Raw genomic sequence first — 19,862 nt, 5'->3', positions numbered from 1 at the left:
GAAAACCAAAGCAGAGACGATGAGCGAACTGAAGACGATCTCCATCCGCGGCGCGCGCGAGCACAATCTGAAGAGCATCGATCTCGATCTGCCGCGCAACAAGCTGATCGTCATGACCGGTCTTTCGGGCTCGGGCAAATCCTCGCTCGCCTTCGACACGATCTACGCCGAGGGCCAGCGGCGCTATGTCGAGAGCTTGTCAGCCTATGCCCGGCAGTTCCTCGAAATGATGCAGAAGCCCGATGTCGACCAGATCGACGGGCTGTCGCCGGCCATTTCAATCGAGCAGAAAACCACCTCGCGCAACCCGCGATCGACGGTCGGCACCGTCACCGAGATCTACGACTATATGCGCCTGCTGTTTGCCCGCGTCGGCGTTCCCTATTCGCCGGCGACCGGCCTGCCGATCGAAAGCCAGACGGTCAGCCAGATGGTCGACCGCATCCTCGCTTTCGGCGAAGGCACCCGTCTTTATATTCTCGCGCCGCTCGTGCGCGGGCGCAAGGGCGAATACAAGAAGGAACTGGCGGAGCTGATGAAGAAGGGCTTCCAGCGCGTCAAGGTCGACGGCCAGTTCTATGAGATCGCCGAGGCGCCGGTTCTCGATAAGAAATACAAGCACGACATCGACGTGGTTGTCGACCGCATCGTTGTACGCTCCGATGTTTCGGCGCGCCTGGCCGACAGCCTGGAGACCTGCCTGAAGCTCGCCGACGGGCTGGCGGTCGCCGAATTCGCCGACAAGCCGCTGCCGCCGGAGGAAACCTCGGCCGGCGGCTCGGCCAACAAGTCGCTGAACGAGACGCATGAGCGCGTGCTGTTTTCGGAGAAATTCGCCTGCCCGGTCTCGGGCTTCACCATCCCGGAGATCGAACCCCGGCTGTTTTCCTTCAACAATCCCTTCGGCGCCTGCCCGACCTGCGACGGCCTCGGCGCCCAGCAGAAGATCGACCCCGACCTGATCGTGCCCGAACCCGAGCGGACGCTACGCGACGGGGCGATCGCACCCTGGGCCAAGTCGACCTCGCCCTACTACAACCAGACGCTGGAAGCGCTCGGCAAACATTACGGCTTCAAGCTCGGCACGCGCTGGAACGACCTTTCCGATGAGGCCAAGGATGTCATTCTCAACGGCACCGACGACAAGATCGAATTCCACTACGCCGACGGCGCGCGCTCCTATACGACCCACAAGAACTTCGAGGGCATCATCACCAATCTCGAGCGCCGCTGGAAGGAGACGGATTCCGCCTGGGCGCGCGAGGATATCGAGCGTTTCATGTCGGCAGCCCCCTGCCCGGCCTGCAATGGCTATCGCCTCAAGCCGGAAGCGCTCGCCGTGAAGATCAATAGGCTCCATATCGGCGAAGTCACCGAGATGTCGATCCGCGTCGCCCGCGACTGGTTCGAGACGCTGCCTGCCAGCTTCAACGCCAAGCAGAACGAGATCGCCGTGCGCATCCTCAAGGAGATCCGCGACCGGCTGCGCTTTTTGAACGATGTCGGCCTGGAATATCTCAGCCTGTCGCGCAACTCCGGCACGCTGTCGGGCGGCGAGAGCCAGCGCATCCGGCTTGCCTCGCAGATCGGCTCCGGGCTGACGGGCGTGCTTTACGTGCTCGACGAGCCGTCGATCGGCCTGCATCAGCGCGACAATGCCCGATTGCTCGACACGCTCAAGCACCTGCGCGATATCGGCAATACGGTCATCGTCGTCGAACACGACGAGGATGCGATCCTGACGGCAGACGACGTCGTCGACATCGGCCCGGCGGCCGGCATCCATGGCGGCCAGGTCATCGCCCATGGCACGCCGCAGGACATCATGGACAATCCGAAGTCGCTGACCGGCAAATATCTCTCGGGCGAACTCGGCGTGCCGGTTCCAGACGAGCGCCGCAAGCCGAAGAAGGGTCGCGAGATCAAGGTCGTCGGCGCGCGCGGCAACAATCTGAAGAATGTCACGGCCTCAATCCCGCTCGGCGTCTTCACCGCGGTGACCGGGGTTTCCGGCGGCGGCAAGTCCACCTTCCTGATCGAGACGCTGTATAAATCGGCGGCGCGCCGGGTCATGGGTGCGCGCGAAATCCCCGCCGATCATGATCGGATCGACGGTTTCGAACATATCGACAAGGTGATCGACATCGACCAGTCGCCGATCGGTCGCACGCCGCGCTCGAACCCGGCGACCTATACCGGCGCCTTCACGCCGATCCGCGATTGGTTCGCCGGCCTGCCGGAAGCCAAGGCGCGCGGCTATCAGCCGGGCCGCTTCTCCTTCAACGTCAAGGGCGGACGCTGCGAAGCCTGCCAGGGCGACGGCGTCATCAAGATCGAGATGCACTTCCTGCCCGACGTCTACGTCACCTGCGACGTCTGTCACGGGAAACGCTATAACAGAGAGACGCTCGACGTCACCTTCAAGCAGAAGTCGATCGCCGACGTGCTCGACATGACGGTGGAGGAAGGCGTCGATTTCTTCGCGGCAGTGCCGGCGGTGCGCGACAAGCTGCAATCGCTGAAGGATGTCGGCCTCGGTTATATCAAGGTCGGCCAGCAGGCCAACACGCTTTCGGGCGGCGAGGCGCAGCGCGTCAAGCTCGCCAAGGAACTGTCGAAACGCTCGACCGGGCGCACGCTCTATATTCTCGACGAACCGACGACCGGCCTGCATTTCCACGACGTCGCCAAGCTGCTCGAAATGCTGCACGAACTCGTCAACCAGGGCAATTCGGTCGTGGTGATCGAGCACAATCTCGAAGTCATCAAGACGGCCGACTGGGTGCTCGATTTCGGGCCAGAAGGCGGCGATGGCGGCGGCGAAATCGTCGCAACCGGCACGCCCGAGGCGATCGTCAAGGAGACGCGGTCCTATACCGGACACTTCCTCAAGGAATTGCTGGAACGGCGGCCGGCCAAGAGGGCGGCTGCGGCGGAATGACGATGAGGCTGGCGTCGCGTGACGATCTCCAAACGATCACGACGCTGACGGCAGCCGCCAATCTGCCTTATACCGAACTCTTCGGCTCGCCACCGATCCCGGTGACGGAAGACTACAAACCACGGATCATGCTGTTCAGCATCGCGGTCTCGCCGGCCTTTCAAGGCGCCGGCCACGGGCTGGCGATGCTCGAATGGCTGGAGGGCAAGGCGCGGGAATTGGCACTGCCAGAGATCCGGCTCTATACCAATGCCCGGATGGAACGGAATATAGCGCTTTATCGCGCCTTCGGATTTCAGGAAACGGGTCGCCGGCCGAACCCGTATCGGCCAGGATGGACGCCAGAGCATGATGCCGAAAAGCGTGCGCGGCTTTCGGACGACATCATGCTCTAATACTTTGATTTAGAACAGGATTCAGATTTCAGGCCGGCCGGCCTAAAATCATCCTTTTCTAGGCGACATGACTACAGAGATTTATGCGGCCTGATGGCTGTCAAAAGGGGAGACGACATGACGAAATCCGGCACTATCCGCACCGGCATCGGCGGCTGGACCTTCGAGCCCTGGCGCGGGCATTTCTTTCCCGATGATCTCAAGCAGAAGGACGAGCTGCATTATGCCAGCCGCCAGCTGAAGGTCATCGAGGTCAATGGCACTTATTACAGCACCCAGAAGCCGGCCGTGTTTGCCAAATGGGCAGCCGACGTGCCCGACGGTTTCATCTTTTCGCTGAAGGCGACGCGGTTTGTCACCAATCGGCGGGTGCTGGCCGAAGCCGGTGAATCGATGGAGCGGTTCCTGTCATCTGGAATCAGCGAACTCGGCGATCATCTCGGGCCGCTGCTCTGGCAGTTCGCGCCGACGAAGAAGTTCGATCCGGAAGATTTCGAAGCCTTCCTGAAGCTGCTGCCGGCAAAACAGGACGGGCTGGCGCTTCGCCACGTTGTCGAGGTCCGGCACGATTCCTTCAAGGTGCCGGAATTCGTCGCCCTGCTTGCCAAATACGGCGTGGCACCGGTCTGCGCCGAACATTTCGAATATCCGATGATCGCCGACGTCACGGCGGATTTCGTCTATGCCAGGCTGCAGAAGGGATCCGACGATATCGCGACCTGCTATCCCGACAAGGAGTTGAAGGCCTGGGCGGACCGGCTTGAGACCTGGGCGGAAGGCAAGGTACCCGACGATCTGCCGCTGATCGATAAAGGCCGCACGGTCAAGGTCGAGCCGCGCGACGTCTTCGCCTTCATGATCCATGAGGGCAAGGTGAACGCACCGCATGGCGCGATCGCCCTGCAGAAATTGCTCGAGAAATAAATCGAGCTAAGAGCCTTTGCTGGTTAGATTGAAGCATTCTGTTGGCTCAAACGGAGTCGGATGGTCGACCGGCCGGCGCGCGTCGTAGCCACGCTCTACGGCCAAGCCGGCCGGTCGATCAGCCGGCCCGTTTCAGCCAACCCTCCCGCAGATTTGCTAGGCAAATCTGCAAGACTTGAAAAGCGCCGGACGCTCTGATCGCTTCGCCACGGCGAAGCGGTGCGGCCGGTGGGCCGGGCATCTCTAGCCAGGATCAGAGGCGATCGGCTCGGACGTACCAAGAGGCATGCCAATCGCCTCTGCCCTGATGAAAATCTGCTCCGGCAGAATGCTTCAATCTCACCAGGAAAGGCTCTATAACGGCAGTACCGCCGCTGCGAGATCTTCCGCCGTCAGCCCTTTGCCGGCGCGGCGGGCAGCCTCTCCATGCAGCCAGACGCCGGCGGCCGCAGCCTCGAAGGCCGGCAGCCCCTGGGCGAGCAATCCGCCGATAATGCCGGCGAGCACATCGCCTGAACCGGCGGTCGCAAGCCAGGCCGGCGCATTGGTATTGATCAGCGCGCGGCCGTCCGGAGAGGCGATGGTGGTATCGGCTCCCTTATAGACGATCGCGGCGTTGGCGCGGCGGGCGGCGGCGAGCGCCTTGTCGACCTTGCCCAGCGCATCGTCGCCGCCGATATCGGGAAACAGCCGCGAAAATTCGCCCTCATGCGGCGTCAGCACCAGGCGCGGCTCGCCTCGGAAAAAATAGAAGAGCTGTTGCGGATCATCCTTGAACGAGGAGATGCCGTCGGCATCGAGCACCAGCCGGCGTTCGGCAAGCGCCGAGACGAAGGCGCGCGCCCGGGCGCCAAAGCCGAAACCGGGACCGAGAACGAAGGTCTGCAGCCGACGGTCCGAGAGCCAGTCTTCGAGCTCGGCCTCGTCGTCGATCGCATGCAGCATCACGGCTGTGAGATGCGCGGCATTGGCGGCCATCGCCGCACCGGGGGCTGCGATCGTCACCAGCCCGGCGCCGGCCCTCAGGCCGGAGAGCGCCGACATGCGCGCAGCACCTGTCTTGTCGGCCTCGCCTGAGAAGACGACCAGATGGCCGCGTTTGTATTTGTGGGTCTCCAGCTGCTCGGGCGGCAGTGCGGCCTTCCAGGCATCCGGCGTGTTCTCGGCGATGAGACCGCCTGCCTTAGCCCTGATGATGCGGGCGGGAATGCCGATATCGAAGACCGCCAGCTCGCCGCATAGCTCCCTGCCCGGCATCAGCAGATGGCCGGGCTTGCGCGTCATGAAGGTGATGGTGTTGCGCGCGCGGAAGGCCGCGCCCAGCACCTTGCCGGTGCGGCCGTCGAGGCCGGAGGGCAGATCGATCGCAAGTACTGGGATATCGGCCTCGGCGACTTGCTCGATCACTGTGCCGACAGCGGCCGGCACCGCGCGACCGAGCCCGGCCCCGAACAGGCCGTCGACGACAACATCGCCACTTTCGGGCTGGTAGAGCTCAAGCCCCTGACCCTGAAATGCGCAGCCGGCCCGAGCGCGGGCGGCGTCGCCTTTCAGCCTGGAGGGATCGCCGAGATGGAAGAGCGCCACCGTCGCTCCGCCTTCCTGCAGATGCCTTGCCGCGACATAGGCGTCGCCGCCATTGTTGCCCGGGCCGCAGAGCACGACGAAGCGCAAAGCAGCCGGATGAAGCCTGAGCGCGGCAGCGGCGACCGCAGCTCCTGCCCGTTCCATCAGACCAAAGGAGTCGATGCCGGACGCGGCGGCAGCCGTATCGACGGCTGCCATTTCGGCTGGCGTAAGGAGAAGGTCGGAGAGATATTTGCTCATCAGCCTATTCAATTCAAAAAACGCTCAAAAAACAACCGCATGAACCAACAAGCGGAAGCTCTTATTTTATGCATTTGCCTATCTTTTCACCGAATCGAGATCTGCTTTGGCAATCGCTTAAAAATCTGATTTTCGCGGTTTTTGATCTGATTTTAGGCAGGAGGCGATGTTTTTTTCACTTCTCCATCACCAAAACCATATCAAATGCCCCGCAAACGGGCCGGTTTTGACAGAATCGCCGTATTTTTTCGCAAAGATGGATTTCAAACTGGCACGATATCTGCATCATATCCGGCGAGCGGGAAACATCCTGCCATAACGGGAGAAGCGGAGAGCATTTTCTCATGAAAAAGATCGAAGCGATCATTAAGCCTTTCAAGCTGGACGAAGTGAAGGAAGCCCTTCAGGAAGTCGGCTTGCAGGGTATCACAGTCACGGAAGCCAAGGGCTTCGGTCGTCAAAAGGGTCACACGGAACTCTACCGCGGCGCCGAATACGTCGTGGATTTCCTGCCGAAGGTGAAAGTGGAGGTCGTGCTGGCCGACGAGAACGCGGAGGCGGTCATCGACGCGATCCGCAAGGCGGCACAGACTGGCCGCATCGGCGACGGAAAGATCTTCGTCTCCAATGTCGAAGAGGTTATCCGCATCCGCACCGGCGAGACCGGCATCGATGCCATCTGACCACTTTGCCTACCGCACAAAGTCCGATACCGTCACCGCGCCCACCTATTGTCATTGCAAATTGGAGGAAGGTATTTAATGGCGACCGCAAGCGAAATTTTGAAGCAGATCCAGGAGAACGACGTCAAGTTCGTCGATCTGCGCTTCACCGACCCGAAGGGCAAGCTGCAGCATGTGACGATGGACGTTGCCAGCGTCGACGAGGACATGTTCGCTGACGGCGTGATGTTCGACGGCTCCTCGATCGGCGGCTGGAAGGCCATCAACGAGTCCGACATGGTGCTGATGCCCGACACCGAAACGGTGCATATGGACCCGTTCTTCGCTCAGTCGACCATGGTTATCGTCTGCGATATTCTCGATCCGGTTTCCGGCGAAGCCTATAATCGCGATCCGCGCGGCACCGCCAAGAAGGCCGAAGCCTATCTCAAGGCCTCTGGCATCGGCGACACGATTTTCGTCGGCCCGGAAGCCGAATTCTTCGTCTTCGACGACGTCAAGTACAAGGCAGATCCGTACAATACCGGCTTCAAGCTGGATTCGACCGAACTGCCCTCGAACGACGACACAGATTACGAAACCGGCAACCTTGGCCATCGTCCGCGCGTCAAGGGCGGCTATTTCCCGGTTCCACCGGTCGACAGCGCCCAGGACATGCGTTCGGAAATGCTGACGGTTCTCTCCGAAATGGGCGTCGTCGTCGAAAAGCATCACCATGAAGTGGCGGCCGCCCAGCACGAACTCGGCATCAAGTTCGACACGCTGGTGCGCAACGCCGACAAGATGCAGATCTACAAATACGTCGTGCACCAGGTGGCGAACGCCTATGGCAAGACCGCGACCTTCATGCCGAAGCCGATCTTCGGAGACAATGGCTCGGGCATGCACGTGCACCAGTCGATCTGGAAAGGCGGCAAGCCGACCTTTGCCGGCGACGAATATGCCGGCCTCTCCGAGACCTGCCTTTACTATATCGGCGGCATCATCAAGCACGCCAAGGCGATCAACGCCTTCACCAACCCGTCGACAAACTCCTACAAGCGTCTCGTTCCGGGTTATGAAGCGCCGGTGCTGCTCGCCTATTCGGCCCGCAACCGCTCGGCCTCCTGCCGCATTCCTTTCGGCTCGAACCCGAAAGCCAAGCGCGTCGAAGTCCGCTTCCCGGATCCGACCGCAAACCCCTACCTCGCCTTCGCCGCCATGCTGATGGCCGGCCTCGACGGCATCAAGAACAAGATCCATCCCGGCAAGGCCATGGACAAGGATCTCTACGACCTGCCGCCGAAGGAATTGAAGAAGATTCCGACCGTCTGCGGCTCGTTGCGCGAGGCGCTGGAAAGCCTCGATAAGGACCGCAAGTTCCTGACGGCCGGCGGCGTCTTCGACGACGACCAGATCGATGCCTTCATCGAGTTGAAGATGGCAGAGGTAATGCGTTTCGAAATGACGCCGCACCCGGTCGAATACGACATGTATTATTCGGCCTGATCAATCGAAGACCGAAAGCCCCGGCTTGCTGGGGCTTTCGCCTCCCACGTCACGAACGGCAGACGGCGAGGATATGACGTTCATGTGACGAACCGGCTCAAAAATCTTGATTTATGAGCCACCAATCACCAAATTCGGTGATGAAAGGAAGTCGTACCATGAAAGAAAGAATAGCAAAGTTCAGTATTGGCGAAGTGGTCCGGCACAAGGTATTCCCGTTTCGCGGCGTCATCTTCGACGTGGATCCGGAGTTCGCGAATACGGAGGAGTGGTGGAATTCCATTCCCGCCGAGGTGCGCCCCAGCAAGGACCAGCCCTTCTACCATCTGCTCGCCGAGAATGACGAAAGCGAATATGTCGCCTATGTCTCCGAGCAGAACCTCGTGAATGACGAAAGCGGGACTCCGCTTCGCAATCCGCAGATCTATCAGATTTTCGATCAGGCCCCGTCGGGGCAGTTCAAACCCAAGATGAGCTTCGCCCATTAAGTCAGACGTGCCGACGTTGAAACAAGGCCTCGCCTCTCCCAGCGGGGCCTTTTTCTTTTGGCTTGCGCGGAAAGCCCGGGCTGCCGCCAGCCTTTGCCCGTTCTGACGGGAGAAGGGAATAAAGCCGCGACCTCTCTTCACTCACATCTCACCTCCCCTCTCCCCGTTTACGGGAACGGGTTAGGGGCAATTCCACGGCACGAACATACAATCGAGCCCCAAAGCCCAGCGAGGCAAGCGGCTTATCCATAAAAAAACCCGGCCTGAAGCCGGGTTTCTAACTCGATACGGCGGCAGGATTACTGCGCCTTGGCTGCCTTCTGGGCGTCTTCCAGCTTCTTGCGGGCTTCGTCAGCCTTCTTCTGCATGCCTTCCTGCAGGCTGCGCTGGCTTTCAGCAAGCTTATTTTCGGTAACCGGTTCGCCGTCATAAGCGCCGGTGAAGCCTTCGAGCGAGATCTTGATCGGGTTCGGGGCGCGGCGGAAGTTGATCGACGTAAAGATCACGTCGCTGCCCTTCTTGAGGCTGGCGATCATCGCATCGGTGAGCGGGATTTCGGCGGTGCATTTGTCCGGCAGGCAGACGGCGTAATCGAGCTTCTGGCCCTTGCCACCATCGATCTGCATCATGATTCCAGGAGGAATCAGGCGCGCGGTGGGAACGGAGACCTGCAGAATCTTGCGGTTGATCTTGCCGGTGACCGAGATCAGGCCGACGGCCGTGACGAGCTGGCCGCCATTGGCGAGGATCAGGTTCTGGACGACACAGATGTCGTTGTCTTCCTGCTTGGTGCAGGTCTTGTACCAGCCGAGCTTGGGGGCGCCGACGCCCTGGGCGGGACCTGGAGCCGCCGCATCCTGGGCGAAGGAGGAGACCGGAGCCGAAGCGGCGCCGAACATCACTGCCAGAACGGACAGTGCTGCCCGCATTTTCTTTTCAGACTTGAACATCATAACGAATTCCGTCTCCTGATATCCGTTCGGGGCAGCGACGTGCCGCCCCAACCATCGGGTCGTTCGGCACTCACCTCATGGAAAAATGAGGCAAATGCATGACCCCGAAACTTCGGGTTCACCTGTTACATCGCAGCGTTCAAGATATCCAGCTTTTCTTTGGCAATTTGAGGAGCAATTTCGCCGCCACGCCAAAGAAATCGCGTCCGCGTGTTGGAATCGGTCGACCCCATGCTAATCTCCGGCGTGAATCGTGCCCATTTTCGCGGATTTCAAGGATTGCCGAATGCTCCGGATCGTCGTCCCCCTCGTCCTCTCGCTGCTCTGCGGCACCGTCGCTGCCCAACCGCTGCACGGCATTGCGATGCATGGCGAACCGACCCTGCCGCCGAATTACACGCACTTCGCTTACGTCAATCCAGACGTCAAGAAGGGCGGCAAGATCACCTATGGCGTCGTTGGTACTTTCGACAACCTCAACCCCTTCATTCTGAAGAGCATGCGCACGACGGCACGCGGCATGTGGGACCCGGACTACGGCAACCTTGTCTACGAATCGCTAATGCAGCGCTCCAGGGACGAGCCCTTCACGCTTTACGGCCTGCTTGCCCAGACCGTCGAATGGGACGACGACAGGAGCTTCATTCAGTTCAACCTCAACCCCAAAGCAAAATGGTCCGACGGCCAGCCGGTAACGCCCGAGGATGTGATGTTCAGCTTCGAGCTGTTGCGTGACAAAGGCCGCGTCCCTTTCGCCAACCGCCTCAAGGTCGTCGCCAAGATGGAGAAGGTCGGCGAACACAGCGTGCGCTTTACCTTCAATGACAAGGCCGACCGAGAGACGCCATTGATTTTCGGCCTTTTCCCGGTGCTGCCGAAACATGCGATCGATGCCGAAACCTTTGATCGCACATCGCTGACGCCGCCGGTCGGTTCCGGCCCCTATAAGGTGAAGGTGGTGAAGCCCGGCGAAAGCATCACCTACGAGCGCGACCCGAATTACTGGGGCAAGGACATTCCTGCCAAGGTCGGCTCCGACAATTACGATCAGATCACCGTCCAGTATTACCTGCAGGACACGACGCTGTTCGAAGCCTTCAAGAAGGGCGACGTCGACATCTATCCCGACGGCAATCCCGGTCACTGGGCCAATGCCTATAATTTCCCCGCCGCCACCTCCGGGGCTATCATCAAGGACGTGTTCACGCCGAAACTGCCGAGCGGCATGCTCGGCTTCGTCTTCAACACGCGCCGGCCGATCTTTGCCGATCCGAAAGTGCGTGAAGGCCTGTCGCTGGTGTTCGATTTTGAATGGGCGAACAAGAACCTCTATTCCGGCGCCTACAAGCGCACGCAAAGCTTCTGGCAGAATTCCGAGCTTTCGAGTTTCGGCGTTCCCGCCAATGCCGCGGAGATGGCGCTGCTCGGGCCTATCAAGGACAAGATCGCGCCCGCGATTCTCGATGGCACATACAAGCTGCCGGTCACCGACGGCTCCGGCCGCGACCGTAACGTACTGAAGCAGGCGGTCGCGCAGTTGAAGCAGGGCGGCTATACGATCCAGGGCGGCAAGATGGTCGACGCCTCGGGGCGCCAGCTCGCGTTCGAAATCATGACGCAGAATGCCGACCAGGAAAAGCTCGCTGTCGCTTACCAGCGTTCGCTGCAGGCGATCGGCATCGCCGCGTCGATCCGCACGGTCGATGATTCGCAGTATCAGAGCCGAACGAACAGCTTCGATTACGACATGATCATGAAGTCCTTTACCTCTTCGCTGTCACCTGGAAACGAGCAGCTTGGCCGCTGGTCCTCGGCTGCACGCACGCGCGAGGGCTCGGACAGCTTTGCCGGCGCCAACGATCCCGATCTCGACACGCTGATCGACCATCTGCTGAAGGCGCGCTCGGCGGAGGAATTCACCGCTGCGGTGCGCGCCTACGACCGGCTGCTGCTATCGAGCCACTACGTGCTGCCGCTCTATCATATGGACCAGCAATGGGTGGCGCGCAGCAAGCGCATCGGCCGTCCCGAGACGGTTCCGCTTTACGGCTATCAGCTGCCGGTTTGGTGGGATACAAGCGCCCAATAGAAGCGCCGAACGCCGCGGCCCGATGTCTCCTCCGGAGACACAGAGAATAAGGAAAATGATCATGGAGCGTATCACCATCGACGTTGTCTCGGATGTCGTCTGCCCCTGGTGCTATCTCGGCAAGGCGCGCCTCGAGCTCGCCATTGCCGAAGTGCAGGACGAAATCGGCGTCGACATCAACTGGCGGCCGTACCGGCTCAATCCCGACTATCCCAAGGAAGGCGTCGACCAGAAGAAGGCGCTGGCTGAGAAGCTCGGCGGCGAGGAGCGGGTGGCGCAAGCCCACAAGATGCTGACCGATCTCGGCCGCGAGGTCGGCATCGCCTTCGATTTCGAGGCGATCAAGATCGGCCCGAACACGCTCGATGCGCACCGGCTGATCCACTGGGCGATGATCGAAGGCCGCGAGGCGCAGGACAGGGTGGTTGACGCCCTGTTCAAGGCCAACTTCGAAGAAGGCCGCAATGTCGGCGACCATGCCGTGCTGCTCGATATCGCCGAAAAGGCCGGCCTCGACCGCTCGGTCATCGCCTCTCTGCTTGCCTCCGAAGCCGACAGCGATCTGATCGTCGCCGAAATCAAGGCTGCGCAGGAAATGGGCGTCAACGGTGTGCCCTTCTTCATCTTCGATCAGCAATATGCGGTTAGCGGCGCCCAGACGCCGGATGTGCTGGCGGGTGCACTGCGCGATATTGCCAAGGCGAAGGCCGAGGCGCGATCGGGGCTCAACTAACAGACGCCGGGGCCGGATACCGCCATAGTTTCACCCCAGAGCCGGAATGCAGCGCACCTCGGTCTTCACCGAATTGGCGATGAAGCATTCGTCGTGGGCGCGATGATGCAGCGCTTCGAGTTCGCTCAACGAGGGCTGCTTGTCGCCAGAGACGACGACATGCGGTCGGAGCGTCACGACAGTCATGGCAAGACGGCCATCGGCATTCTGCTCCATGATGCCTTCCGCAGTATCAGTGTAGCTGTCGACGCAAAAGCCCTGTTTGGCGGCAATCGACAGGAACCAGAGCATGTGACAGCTGGAGAGCGAGGCGACGAAAGCCTCTTCGGGATCGACGGCGTCTTCGGCGGAATAGGGCAGCGGAACGACATGCGCCGAGGAGGACGCCCTCACCTCGATGCCGCCGTCGAAGGTCCAGCGATGGGCGCGGCTGTAGCGGTTGTCGGTGAAGGTTTCGCCGTTGCGCTCCCAGACGATCGTTGCGCCGTATGTCGCCATGCCTGACTCCCTCGGTTTATTTCGCCATCTCGGCCAGTTGCGTCATGATAACAGCGGCGCCTTGCAGACGCTTTTCCGGGGTCGGCAGGTCGCGGGTCAGGAACAGGCTGTGGTCGGGGCGGATCTTCGCCATCGTGCCCTGCTTGCCGATATAACCGACGAGATTTGCGGGGTTCGGGAATTCCTTGTTGCGGAACTGCACGACAACGCCTTTCGGGCCGGCGTCGAGCTTTTCGACATTGGCGGTGCGGCAGAGCGACTTGATGTAGACGATCTTCAGGAGATGCTGGACTTCGATCGGCATCGGGCCGAAGCGGTCGATCATCTCCGCGCCGAAGCCGTCGATCTCCTTGAGTTCGGTGAGTTCGCCTAGACGGCGGTAAAGCGCCATGCGCAGATGCAGATCGGGAACGTAATCCTCCGGGATCATTACGGTCGTGCCGACCGAGATCTGCGGCGACCAGCCTGTGTCGTGGATCTCGTCGACGCCCTTGACCTCGGCGACCGCCTCTTCCAGCATCTGCTGATAGAGCTCGAAGCCGACTTCCTTGATATGGCCGGACTGCTCTTCGCCGAGCAGGTTGCCGGCGCCGCGGATATCGAGGTCGTGGCTTGCCAGCTGGAAGCCGGCGCCGAGCGTATCCAGGGACTGCAGCACCTTGAGGCGGCGGTCTGCCGTCGCCGTCAGCACCTTGTTCACAGGCAGGGTGAAGAGTGCGAAAGCGCGCACCTTCGAGCGGCCGACGCGGCCGCGCAGCTGATAGAGCTGGGCAAGGCCGAACATATCGGCGCGGTGGACGATCAACGTGTTGGCTGTCGGCACGTCGAGGCCGGATTCGACGATGGTGGTCGACAGCAACACGTCGTAGCGGCCTTCATAAAAGGCGTTCATGATGTCTTCGAGCTCGCCGGCCGGCATCTGGCCATGAGCAACGGCGACCTTCAGCTCCGGCACATCGGACTGCAGGAAGGCATGCACATCGGCAAGATCGGCAAGCCTCGGGCAGACATAGAAGCTCTGGCCGCCGCGATAGTGCTCGCGCATCAGCGTCTCGCGGATGACCAGGCTGTCGAAAGGCGAGATGAAGGTGCGCACCGCCATGCGATCGACCGGCGGCGTGGTGATCAGAGACAGTTCGCGCACGCCGGTCATGGCGAGCTGCAGCGTGCGCGGGATCGGTGTGGCCGACAGCGTCAGAACGTGCACGTCGCTCTTCAGCTCCTTCAGACGCTCCTTGTGCTTGACGCCGAAATGCTGCTCCTCGTCGATGACGAGCAGGCCGAGATTGGCGAATTTGATGCCGGCGCCGAGCAGCGCATGGGTACCGACAACGATATCGGTCTTGCCTTCGGAGACTTCCTTCTTGGTCAGTGCCAGTTCCTTGGCACCGACAAGCCGCGAGGCTTGCTGGATGCGCACCGGCAGGCCGCGAAAACGCTCGGAGAAAGTCTTGAAATGCTGACGCGCGAGCAAGGTCGTCGGCACCACGACGGCAACCTGGACGCCGTTCATCGCGGCGACGAAGGCGGCGCGCAAGGCCACTTCGGTCTTGCCGAAGCCGACGTCGCCGCAGACGAGACGATCCATCGGCCGGCCGGCACCCAGGTCTGAGCGTACGGCTTCGATGGCATTGTCCTGGTCCTCGGTCTCGTCATAGGGGAAGCGGGCGGAAAACTCGTCGTAAAGGCCGTCCGGGGTCGTCAGAACAGGCGCGTGGCGCGTCAGACGCTCGGCGGCGATGCGGATCAGCGCGTCCGCCATATCGAGCAACCGCTTCTTGAGCTTGGCCTTGCGCATCTGCCAAGCGCCGCCGCCGAGCTTGTCGAGTTGAGCCTCGGTGCCCTCGCCGCCGTAGCGCGAGAGAAGATCGATGTTTTCGACCGGCAGGAAGAGCTTGGCCTCGTCGGCATATTGCAGTTCGAGGCAGGCATGCGGGGCGCCTGCCGCCTCGATGGTCCTGAGACCGATAAAACGGCCGATGCCGTGTTCGGCATGGACGACGATCGAGCCCTCGTCGAGGCCGGCGACCTCGGCGATGAAATCGGCGGCGCGCTTGCGGCGCTTGGAGCGGCGCACCATGCGGTCGCCGAGAATATCCTGCTCGCCGATAACGACGAGATCGCCGGCCTCGAAGCCGGATTCGAGATTGAGCACGGCGGCGGCGGCCTCGCCTTTGCCCAGGGCCCCGAGATCCTTCAGCGCCTCGACCGGCTTCACCTTTTCCAAGCCGTGCTCGTTCAGCACCTGCAGCAGCCGCTCCAGCGAACCTTCGGTCCAGGCGGTGACCAGCACTTTCGCCCCGCTGGCGCGGCGGTCGGCGATATGCTTGACGACGACGTCGAAGATATTGACGCGCTCGGCATCACCGCCGCCCTCGGCATTCGAGCGCGCCCAGCGCTGGCCCTGGCGGGCTTCGATATTGACGACCCGCCTCGCCTCGCCCTCGATTTCATTGAAAGGGCTGACGCGGATCGCGCCGAGCGCGTCGAGAGTCTTGGCGAAAAGTTTGCTGTCCAGGTAGAGCTGACCCGGCGCCACCGGCTTGTAGGGCGTACCCTGCGCCATCTGGCCCTTGGCCGGCTGGCCGGAATTCAGGCGGGCGTCGAAATAATCGAGGACGAGCTTGGAGCGTTCTTCCGCCGCCTCCCGCACGGTGTGGTCGGTGACAAGACGGAAACCGCTGAGATAATCGAAGACGGTATCGAGCCTCTCGTAGAAGAACGGCAGCCAATGCTCCATGCCGGGGTAACGGCGGCCTTCCGAGACGGCGAGATAGAGCGCGTCATCGCGTGTCGTCGCGCCGAAAGCCGAGAGGTAATTCTTGCGGAAGCGGCTGATCGTATCCGGTGTCAGCGTCACCTCGCTCATCGGGTTGAGATCAAGCGAGCGCACCTGGCCGGTCGTGCGCTGGCTTGCCGGATCGAAGCTGCGGATCGATTCCAGCGTATCCCCGAAGAAATCGAGGCGGACCGGCTCTTCCGATCCCGGCACGAAGACGTCAAGAATGCCGCCGCGCACGGCATATTCGCCGACCTCGCGAACGGTGGCGACGCGATCGAAACCGTTGCGCTCCAGGCGGCCGGCGAGATCGTCCATGCGCAGCTGGTTGCCGGGTCGGGCCGAAAAGCTCAGACTTTCGATGACATCATGCGGCGCCACCTTCTGCAGCATGGCATTGGCGGTGACGAGGACTATGGCAGCATGCGGCTTTTTGCGGTGAGCGATGAGGCCGCCGAGTGCGGCAAGCCGACGGGCCGAGGTATCGGCGCTCGGCGAGACGCGGTCATAGGGCAGACAGTCCCAGGCCGGCAGGGTGAGAACCGGAATGTCGGGGGCGACGAAGCCCAGCATCTGCTCGAGATCGGCCATGCGGTGGCCGTCCGACATGACATAGGCGACCGGTTCCCCCGCGCGGGCGAGCTCGGCGAGCAGCAGCGGTTCGAGGCCGGCAGGCACATTGCCGATCGTCAGCGGCTCGGCAATGGCCGCAAGCTTCTTCGCATCGAAACCAGGGATCATTCCGGCGTCCTGAGGGGCTTGTCGAAATCGGGCGTGTAGGCGGCAAGGCGGGCAAACATCGGTGTCTGGAAACGCTCAGGCACCGGCCATGTTCCCATGATCCAGCGAACAAGATCATTGTCCTCTTCGGCCATGATCGTCTCGAACTCGTCGAGTTCGGCTTCCGAAAGCGTCGCGATCTCGGCCTCGGCGAACTGGCCGAAGACCAGGTCCATCTCGCGGATGCCTCGATGCCAGCAGCGGAAAAGGATGCGGCGGCGGCGCGGGTCGAGACCGGCACTCGTGAGCGTGACACCTGTCATGGCATTACCTTCCTGTTGATGCGCCTCTATAGCCCCTGGAAAGCGGCTTGTCAGCCTTGCCAAGGCCGCATTGTTCATCGCATTTTGACCGCATGCGCCCCGCCATTCTCGATCCGCTGTTTTCCCCCATTTCGGGCCTTCCGGGCGTCGGTCCGAAAATCGCCGAACTGCTGGTCAAGCTGCTCGGTCGCGAGACGCCGGAGGATTGCCGGATTATCGATCTCCTCTTCCACGCGCCCTTCTCGCTGATCGACCGGCGCAACCAGCCGGGAATCGCTCGCGCGCCGCAGGGCGCGATCGTGACGATCACCGCCCGTGTCGACCGCCACCAGGTGCCGCCGCGCGGCAAAAGCAATGTGCCCTACCGCGTCTTCCTGCATGACGAGACCGGCGAACTGACGCTGGTCTTCTTCCGCGGACAGGCGGCATGGCTGGAAAAGCAGTTGCCTGTTGATGCTGAGGTGACGGTCAGCGGCAAGGTCGACTGGTTCAACGGCCGCGCCTCGATGGTGCATCCGGACTATATCGTCAGGGCTGACGAGGTGGAGAACCTGCCGCTGGTCGAGCCGATCTATCCGCTGACGGCGGGGCTTTCGCCGAAGACATTGCGCAAGATCATCGACGCCGCCTTGCCGCGGTTTCCCGAGCTGCCGGAATGGATCGACCCGGCCCTGGCGCAGAAGCAGGGCCTGCCGCCGATCCGCGACAGTTTCCATAGGCTGCACGAGCCGCGCGATCCCGCCGATATCGATCCGCAGGCCCCAGCGCGGCGGCGGCTCGCCTATGACGAGTTCCTCGCCGGCCAGCTGTCGCTGAGCCTGGTGCGCCAGAGGCTGCGCAAGGTCGCGGGCCAGCCGGTGCAGGCGACGGGTGCGGTCAGCGGCAAGATCCTGAAGACCCTGCCCTTCTCGCTGACATCAAGCCAGAACGAGGCGATCGCCGACATTCTGAAGGACATGGCCGGCACCGACCGCATGCTGCGGCTGCTGCAGGGCGATGTCGGTTCCGGCAAGACGCTGGTGGCGCTGATGTCGATGGCGGCGGTGATCGAGAGCGGCGGCCAGGCGGTGCTGATGGCGCCGACCGAAATCCTGGCGCGCCAGCACCACGCGACGATCTCGAAATTCGCAGCCTCCGCCGGGCTCGGCATCGAGGTGTTGACCGGGCGCACCAAAGGACGCGAGCGGGAGGAGATCCTGGAGCGCATAGCCTCGGGTGCGGCGCAGGTCATCATCGGCACCCATGCGCTGTTCCAGGATACTGTATCTTACGCCAATCTCATGCTGGCCGTCGTCGACGAGCAGCACCGTTTCGGCGTGCATCAGCGGCTCAGGCTGACGGCCAAGGGCATCTCGCCGCACATGCTTGTGATGACGGCGACGCCGATTCCGCGCACCCTGGTGCTTGCCGCCTTCGGCGACATGGACGTTTCCAAGCTCACGGAAAAGCCGGCCGGCCGCAAGCCGATCCAGACGATCACCGTGCCGATGGAGCGCACCGGCGAAATCGTCGACCGATTGCAGAGCGCCCTTGCCGAGGGCAAGAAGGCCTACTGGATCTGCCCGCTGGTCGAAGAGTCCGAAGAGCTCGACCTGATGTCGGCCGAGGAGCGGCATGCGACGCTTGTTGCCGCGCTCGGCCCCGATATCGGCCTCATCCACGGCCGCATGAGCGGGCCGGAGAAGGATGCGGCGATGATCGCCTTCAAGAACGGCGAGACCCGGCTGCTCGTCGCCACCACCGTCGTCGAGGTCGGCGTCGACGTGCCGGATGCGACGATCATGGTGATCGAACATGCCGAACGCTTCGGCCTAGCGCAATTGCACCAGCTGCGCGGCCGCGTCGGGCGCGGCGACGAGGCCTCGACCTGCATCCTGCTCTACAAGGGGCCGCTCGGCGAGACCGGCCACGCCCGGCTTTCGATCATGCGGGAGACAGAGGATGGCTTCCGCATTGCAGAAGAGGATCTGAAGCTGCGCGGTGAAGGCGAATTGCTCGGCACAAGACAATCCGGCACACCGGGCTTTCGTATCGCCAGCCTCGAGGCGCATGCCGACCTGCTGGAGATCGCCCGCAAGGATGCCGCTTACCTGATCGAACGCGATCCGGAATTGACCACGGAGAGGGGAACGGCGATCCGCACCCTGCTCTATCTTTTCCGCCGCGACGAGGCGATCCGGTTCTTGAGAGCGGGTTAATCAGCCTTGGAAACCGCCACCGGCTTCGGCCGCGGCAAATGCTTCTGCTTCGGCTCCGGCTGCGGGGTTTCAGGAGCCACCAGACCGCCCGAAATCAGGAACTTGGCGGCATCTTCCGGCGACATGTCGAGCAAGACGATCTTCTCACGTGGAACGAAGACGAGGAAACCAGCCGTCGGCACCGGCGTCGGCGGCAGGAAGACCGCCACCATATCCTGGCCCATGGCATTGAACTTAGACGCGATTTCACCTTTGGCGTCGGTGGCGACGAAAACCAGTGCCCAGAGACCTGGACTTGGATATTCGATGAGGCCGACTTTCTTGAAGGAGTTCGACTGCTCCTTCAGCACGGTTTCGAAAATCTGCTTCACGCTTCTGTAGATCGTCCGCACCAGCGGCATGCGCTGGACGATCGATTCGCCGAAACCGACGATGCTCTGGCCGATGAGGTTCTTGCCGAGGAAGCCAACGACGGTGATCAGCACGACGGCAGTCAACAAGCCGAAACCGGGAATGGCGAAATTGAGATAGCTTTCCGGATTCCAGCGTGCCGGAATATAGGGCCTGACCCAGCTGTCCGACCAGTGGATGAATGTCCAGGTCAGCCAGATGGTAATCGCGATCGGCGCGCAGATGATCAGGCCTGCGAGAAAATTATTCCTCAGCCGGGTCGCGACCGGCATTCTGGGGGCGTTGTCGGCCATCGTTTCCTGATGAACTCCATCTCAGTCCTGGACGGGCCGGAATACCGGCCCTTCCCCCTTGTCCGTACACCAAAATTGCCAGAATTCGGGGCGCCGCACAATATGTTTCGGCGCGAAGA

Annotated in this window: 15 protein-coding genes; 9 read left to right on the top strand and 6 right to left on the bottom strand. The window is 61.7% G+C overall.

Annotated features, from left to right (window positions below; translation table 11 throughout):
• Positions 1–19: 19 nt before the first annotated feature.
• The 3 genes from uvrA to A7X77_RS15235 all read left to right on the top strand — a co-directional run bounded on the left by uvrA (position 20) and on the right by A7X77_RS15235 (position 4,260).
• On the top strand, positions 20–2,941 hold the full coding sequence (gene uvrA, locus A7X77_RS15245; protein WP_064683705.1) for an excinuclease ABC subunit UvrA: 2,922 nt from the start codon (positions 20–22) through the stop codon (positions 2,939–2,941).
• A complete protein-coding gene (locus tag A7X77_RS15240) occupies positions 2,938–3,336 on the top strand; it encodes a GNAT family N-acetyltransferase (RefSeq protein WP_064683704.1) in 399 nt (132 codons plus the stop codon). Before uvrA ends, A7X77_RS15240 begins: the two co-directional genes overlap by 4 nt.
• A 117-nt stretch (positions 3,337–3,453) precedes the next feature.
• Positions 3,454–4,260, top strand: coding sequence for a DUF72 domain-containing protein (locus A7X77_RS15235; RefSeq protein ID WP_064683703.1), 807 nt, complete (start codon positions 3,454–3,456; stop codon positions 4,258–4,260).
• A gap of 354 nt (positions 4,261–4,614) precedes the next feature.
• Here A7X77_RS15235 and A7X77_RS15230 read toward each other — a convergent pair whose 3' ends face one another.
• Positions 4,615–6,087 (bottom strand): bifunctional ADP-dependent NAD(P)H-hydrate dehydratase/NAD(P)H-hydrate epimerase, encoded by a 1,473-nt coding sequence (locus A7X77_RS15230; RefSeq protein ID WP_064683702.1) that lies wholly within the window; start codon positions 6,085–6,087, stop codon positions 4,615–4,617.
• 344 nt (positions 6,088–6,431) lie between these two features.
• Here A7X77_RS15230 and A7X77_RS15225 point away from each other — a divergent pair, with 344 nt between their 5' ends.
• The 3 genes from A7X77_RS15225 to hspQ all read left to right on the top strand — a co-directional run bounded on the left by A7X77_RS15225 (position 6,432) and on the right by hspQ (position 8,746).
• Positions 6,432–6,770 (top strand): P-II family nitrogen regulator, encoded by a 339-nt coding sequence (locus A7X77_RS15225; RefSeq protein WP_003539626.1) that lies wholly within the window; start codon positions 6,432–6,434, stop codon positions 6,768–6,770.
• Between the two features lie 78 nt (positions 6,771–6,848).
• Complete coding sequence (glnA, locus tag A7X77_RS15220; RefSeq protein ID WP_064683701.1) at positions 6,849–8,258, top strand: type I glutamate--ammonia ligase; 1,410 nt, start codon at positions 6,849–6,851, stop codon at positions 8,256–8,258.
• Between the two features lie 158 nt (positions 8,259–8,416).
• The gene (hspQ, locus tag A7X77_RS15215) at positions 8,417–8,746 is read left to right on the top strand and encodes a heat shock protein HspQ (RefSeq protein ID WP_008526562.1); all 330 of its coding nucleotides are present in this window, start codon (positions 8,417–8,419) and stop codon (positions 8,744–8,746) included.
• 299 nt (positions 8,747–9,045) lie between these two features.
• Here hspQ and A7X77_RS15210 read toward each other — a convergent pair whose 3' ends face one another.
• Positions 9,046–9,699, bottom strand: coding sequence for an invasion associated locus B family protein (locus A7X77_RS15210; protein WP_010030460.1), 654 nt, complete (start codon positions 9,697–9,699; stop codon positions 9,046–9,048).
• 286 nt (positions 9,700–9,985) lie between these two features.
• Between A7X77_RS15210 and A7X77_RS15205 the strand changes: the two genes are divergently transcribed.
• Positions 9,986–11,788, top strand: coding sequence for an extracellular solute-binding protein (locus A7X77_RS15205; protein WP_064683700.1), 1,803 nt, complete (start codon positions 9,986–9,988; stop codon positions 11,786–11,788).
• 61 nt (positions 11,789–11,849) lie between these two features.
• Positions 11,850–12,521: a DsbA family oxidoreductase gene (locus tag A7X77_RS15200; protein WP_064683699.1), complete on the top strand. Its 672-nt coding sequence runs from the start codon at positions 11,850–11,852 to the stop codon at positions 12,519–12,521.
• Between the two features lie 30 nt (positions 12,522–12,551).
• Here A7X77_RS15200 and A7X77_RS15195 read toward each other — a convergent pair whose 3' ends face one another.
• Genes A7X77_RS15195 through A7X77_RS15185 form a run of 3 tightly spaced genes read right to left on the bottom strand, consistent with a single transcriptional unit; the run spans position 12,552 to position 16,841 of the window.
• A complete protein-coding gene (locus A7X77_RS15195) occupies positions 12,552–13,019 on the bottom strand; it encodes an OsmC family protein (RefSeq protein ID WP_064683698.1) in 468 nt (155 codons plus the stop codon).
• 16 nt (positions 13,020–13,035) lie between these two features.
• On the bottom strand, positions 13,036–16,539 hold the full coding sequence (gene mfd, locus A7X77_RS15190) for a transcription-repair coupling factor (protein ID WP_064683697.1): 3,504 nt from the start codon (positions 16,537–16,539) through the stop codon (positions 13,036–13,038).
• Entirely contained in the window at positions 16,536–16,841 is a 306-nt protein-coding gene (locus tag A7X77_RS15185) for a succinate dehydrogenase assembly factor 2 (protein WP_003579224.1), read from the bottom strand. The genes mfd and A7X77_RS15185 overlap by 4 nt, the downstream gene beginning before the upstream one ends.
• 92 nt (positions 16,842–16,933) lie before the next feature.
• Here A7X77_RS15185 and recG point away from each other — a divergent pair, with 92 nt between their 5' ends.
• Positions 16,934–19,039 carry an ATP-dependent DNA helicase RecG gene (gene recG, locus A7X77_RS15180; RefSeq protein ID WP_064683696.1) on the top strand — a complete coding sequence of 702 codons (2,106 nt, stop codon included), beginning with the start codon at positions 16,934–16,936 and terminating at the stop codon, positions 19,037–19,039.
• On the opposite strand, the gene A7X77_RS15175 is transcribed toward recG, so the two are convergent.
• Positions 19,036–19,743, bottom strand: coding sequence for a DUF502 domain-containing protein (locus A7X77_RS15175; protein WP_064683695.1), 708 nt, complete (start codon positions 19,741–19,743; stop codon positions 19,036–19,038). The genes recG and A7X77_RS15175 overlap by 4 nt on opposite strands.
• Positions 19,744–19,862 lie beyond the last annotated feature (119 nt).

Origin of the sequence: Rhizobium bangladeshense (assembly GCF_001662075.1) — a bacterium.
GTDB lineage: Bacteria > Pseudomonadota > Alphaproteobacteria > Rhizobiales > Rhizobiaceae > Rhizobium > Rhizobium bangladeshense_B.
The sequence above is the reverse complement of the archived record's forward strand: the minus strand, read 5'-3'. Positions and strand labels throughout refer to the sequence as shown.

Coding starts and splice junctions, on each gene's coding strand:
- uvrA (WP_064683705.1), top strand. CDS start 20: ATGAGCGAACTGAAGACGATCTCCATCCGCGGCGCGCGCGAGCACAAT.
- A7X77_RS15240 (WP_064683704.1), top strand. CDS start 2,938: ATGACGATGAGGCTGGCGTCGCGTGACGATCTCCAAACGATCACGACG.
- A7X77_RS15235 (WP_064683703.1), top strand. CDS start 3,454: ATGACGAAATCCGGCACTATCCGCACCGGCATCGGCGGCTGGACCTTC.
- A7X77_RS15230 (WP_064683702.1), bottom strand. CDS start 6,087: ATGAGCAAATATCTCTCCGACCTTCTCCTTACGCCAGCCGAAATGGCA.
- A7X77_RS15225 (WP_003539626.1), top strand. CDS start 6,432: ATGAAAAAGATCGAAGCGATCATTAAGCCTTTCAAGCTGGACGAAGTG.
- glnA (WP_064683701.1), top strand. CDS start 6,849: ATGGCGACCGCAAGCGAAATTTTGAAGCAGATCCAGGAGAACGACGTC.
- hspQ (WP_008526562.1), top strand. CDS start 8,417: ATGAAAGAAAGAATAGCAAAGTTCAGTATTGGCGAAGTGGTCCGGCAC.
- A7X77_RS15210 (WP_010030460.1), bottom strand. CDS start 9,699: ATGATGTTCAAGTCTGAAAAGAAAATGCGGGCAGCACTGTCCGTTCTG.
- A7X77_RS15205 (WP_064683700.1), top strand. CDS start 9,986: ATGCTCCGGATCGTCGTCCCCCTCGTCCTCTCGCTGCTCTGCGGCACC.
- A7X77_RS15200 (WP_064683699.1), top strand. CDS start 11,850: ATGGAGCGTATCACCATCGACGTTGTCTCGGATGTCGTCTGCCCCTGG.
- A7X77_RS15195 (WP_064683698.1), bottom strand. CDS start 13,019: ATGGCGACATACGGCGCAACGATCGTCTGGGAGCGCAACGGCGAAACC.
- mfd (WP_064683697.1), bottom strand. CDS start 16,539: ATGATCCCTGGTTTCGATGCGAAGAAGCTTGCGGCCATTGCCGAGCCG.
- A7X77_RS15185 (WP_003579224.1), bottom strand. CDS start 16,841: ATGACAGGTGTCACGCTCACGAGTGCCGGTCTCGACCCGCGCCGCCGC.
- recG (WP_064683696.1), top strand. CDS start 16,934: ATGCGCCCCGCCATTCTCGATCCGCTGTTTTCCCCCATTTCGGGCCTT.
- A7X77_RS15175 (WP_064683695.1), bottom strand. CDS start 19,743: ATGGCCGACAACGCCCCCAGAATGCCGGTCGCGACCCGGCTGAGGAAT.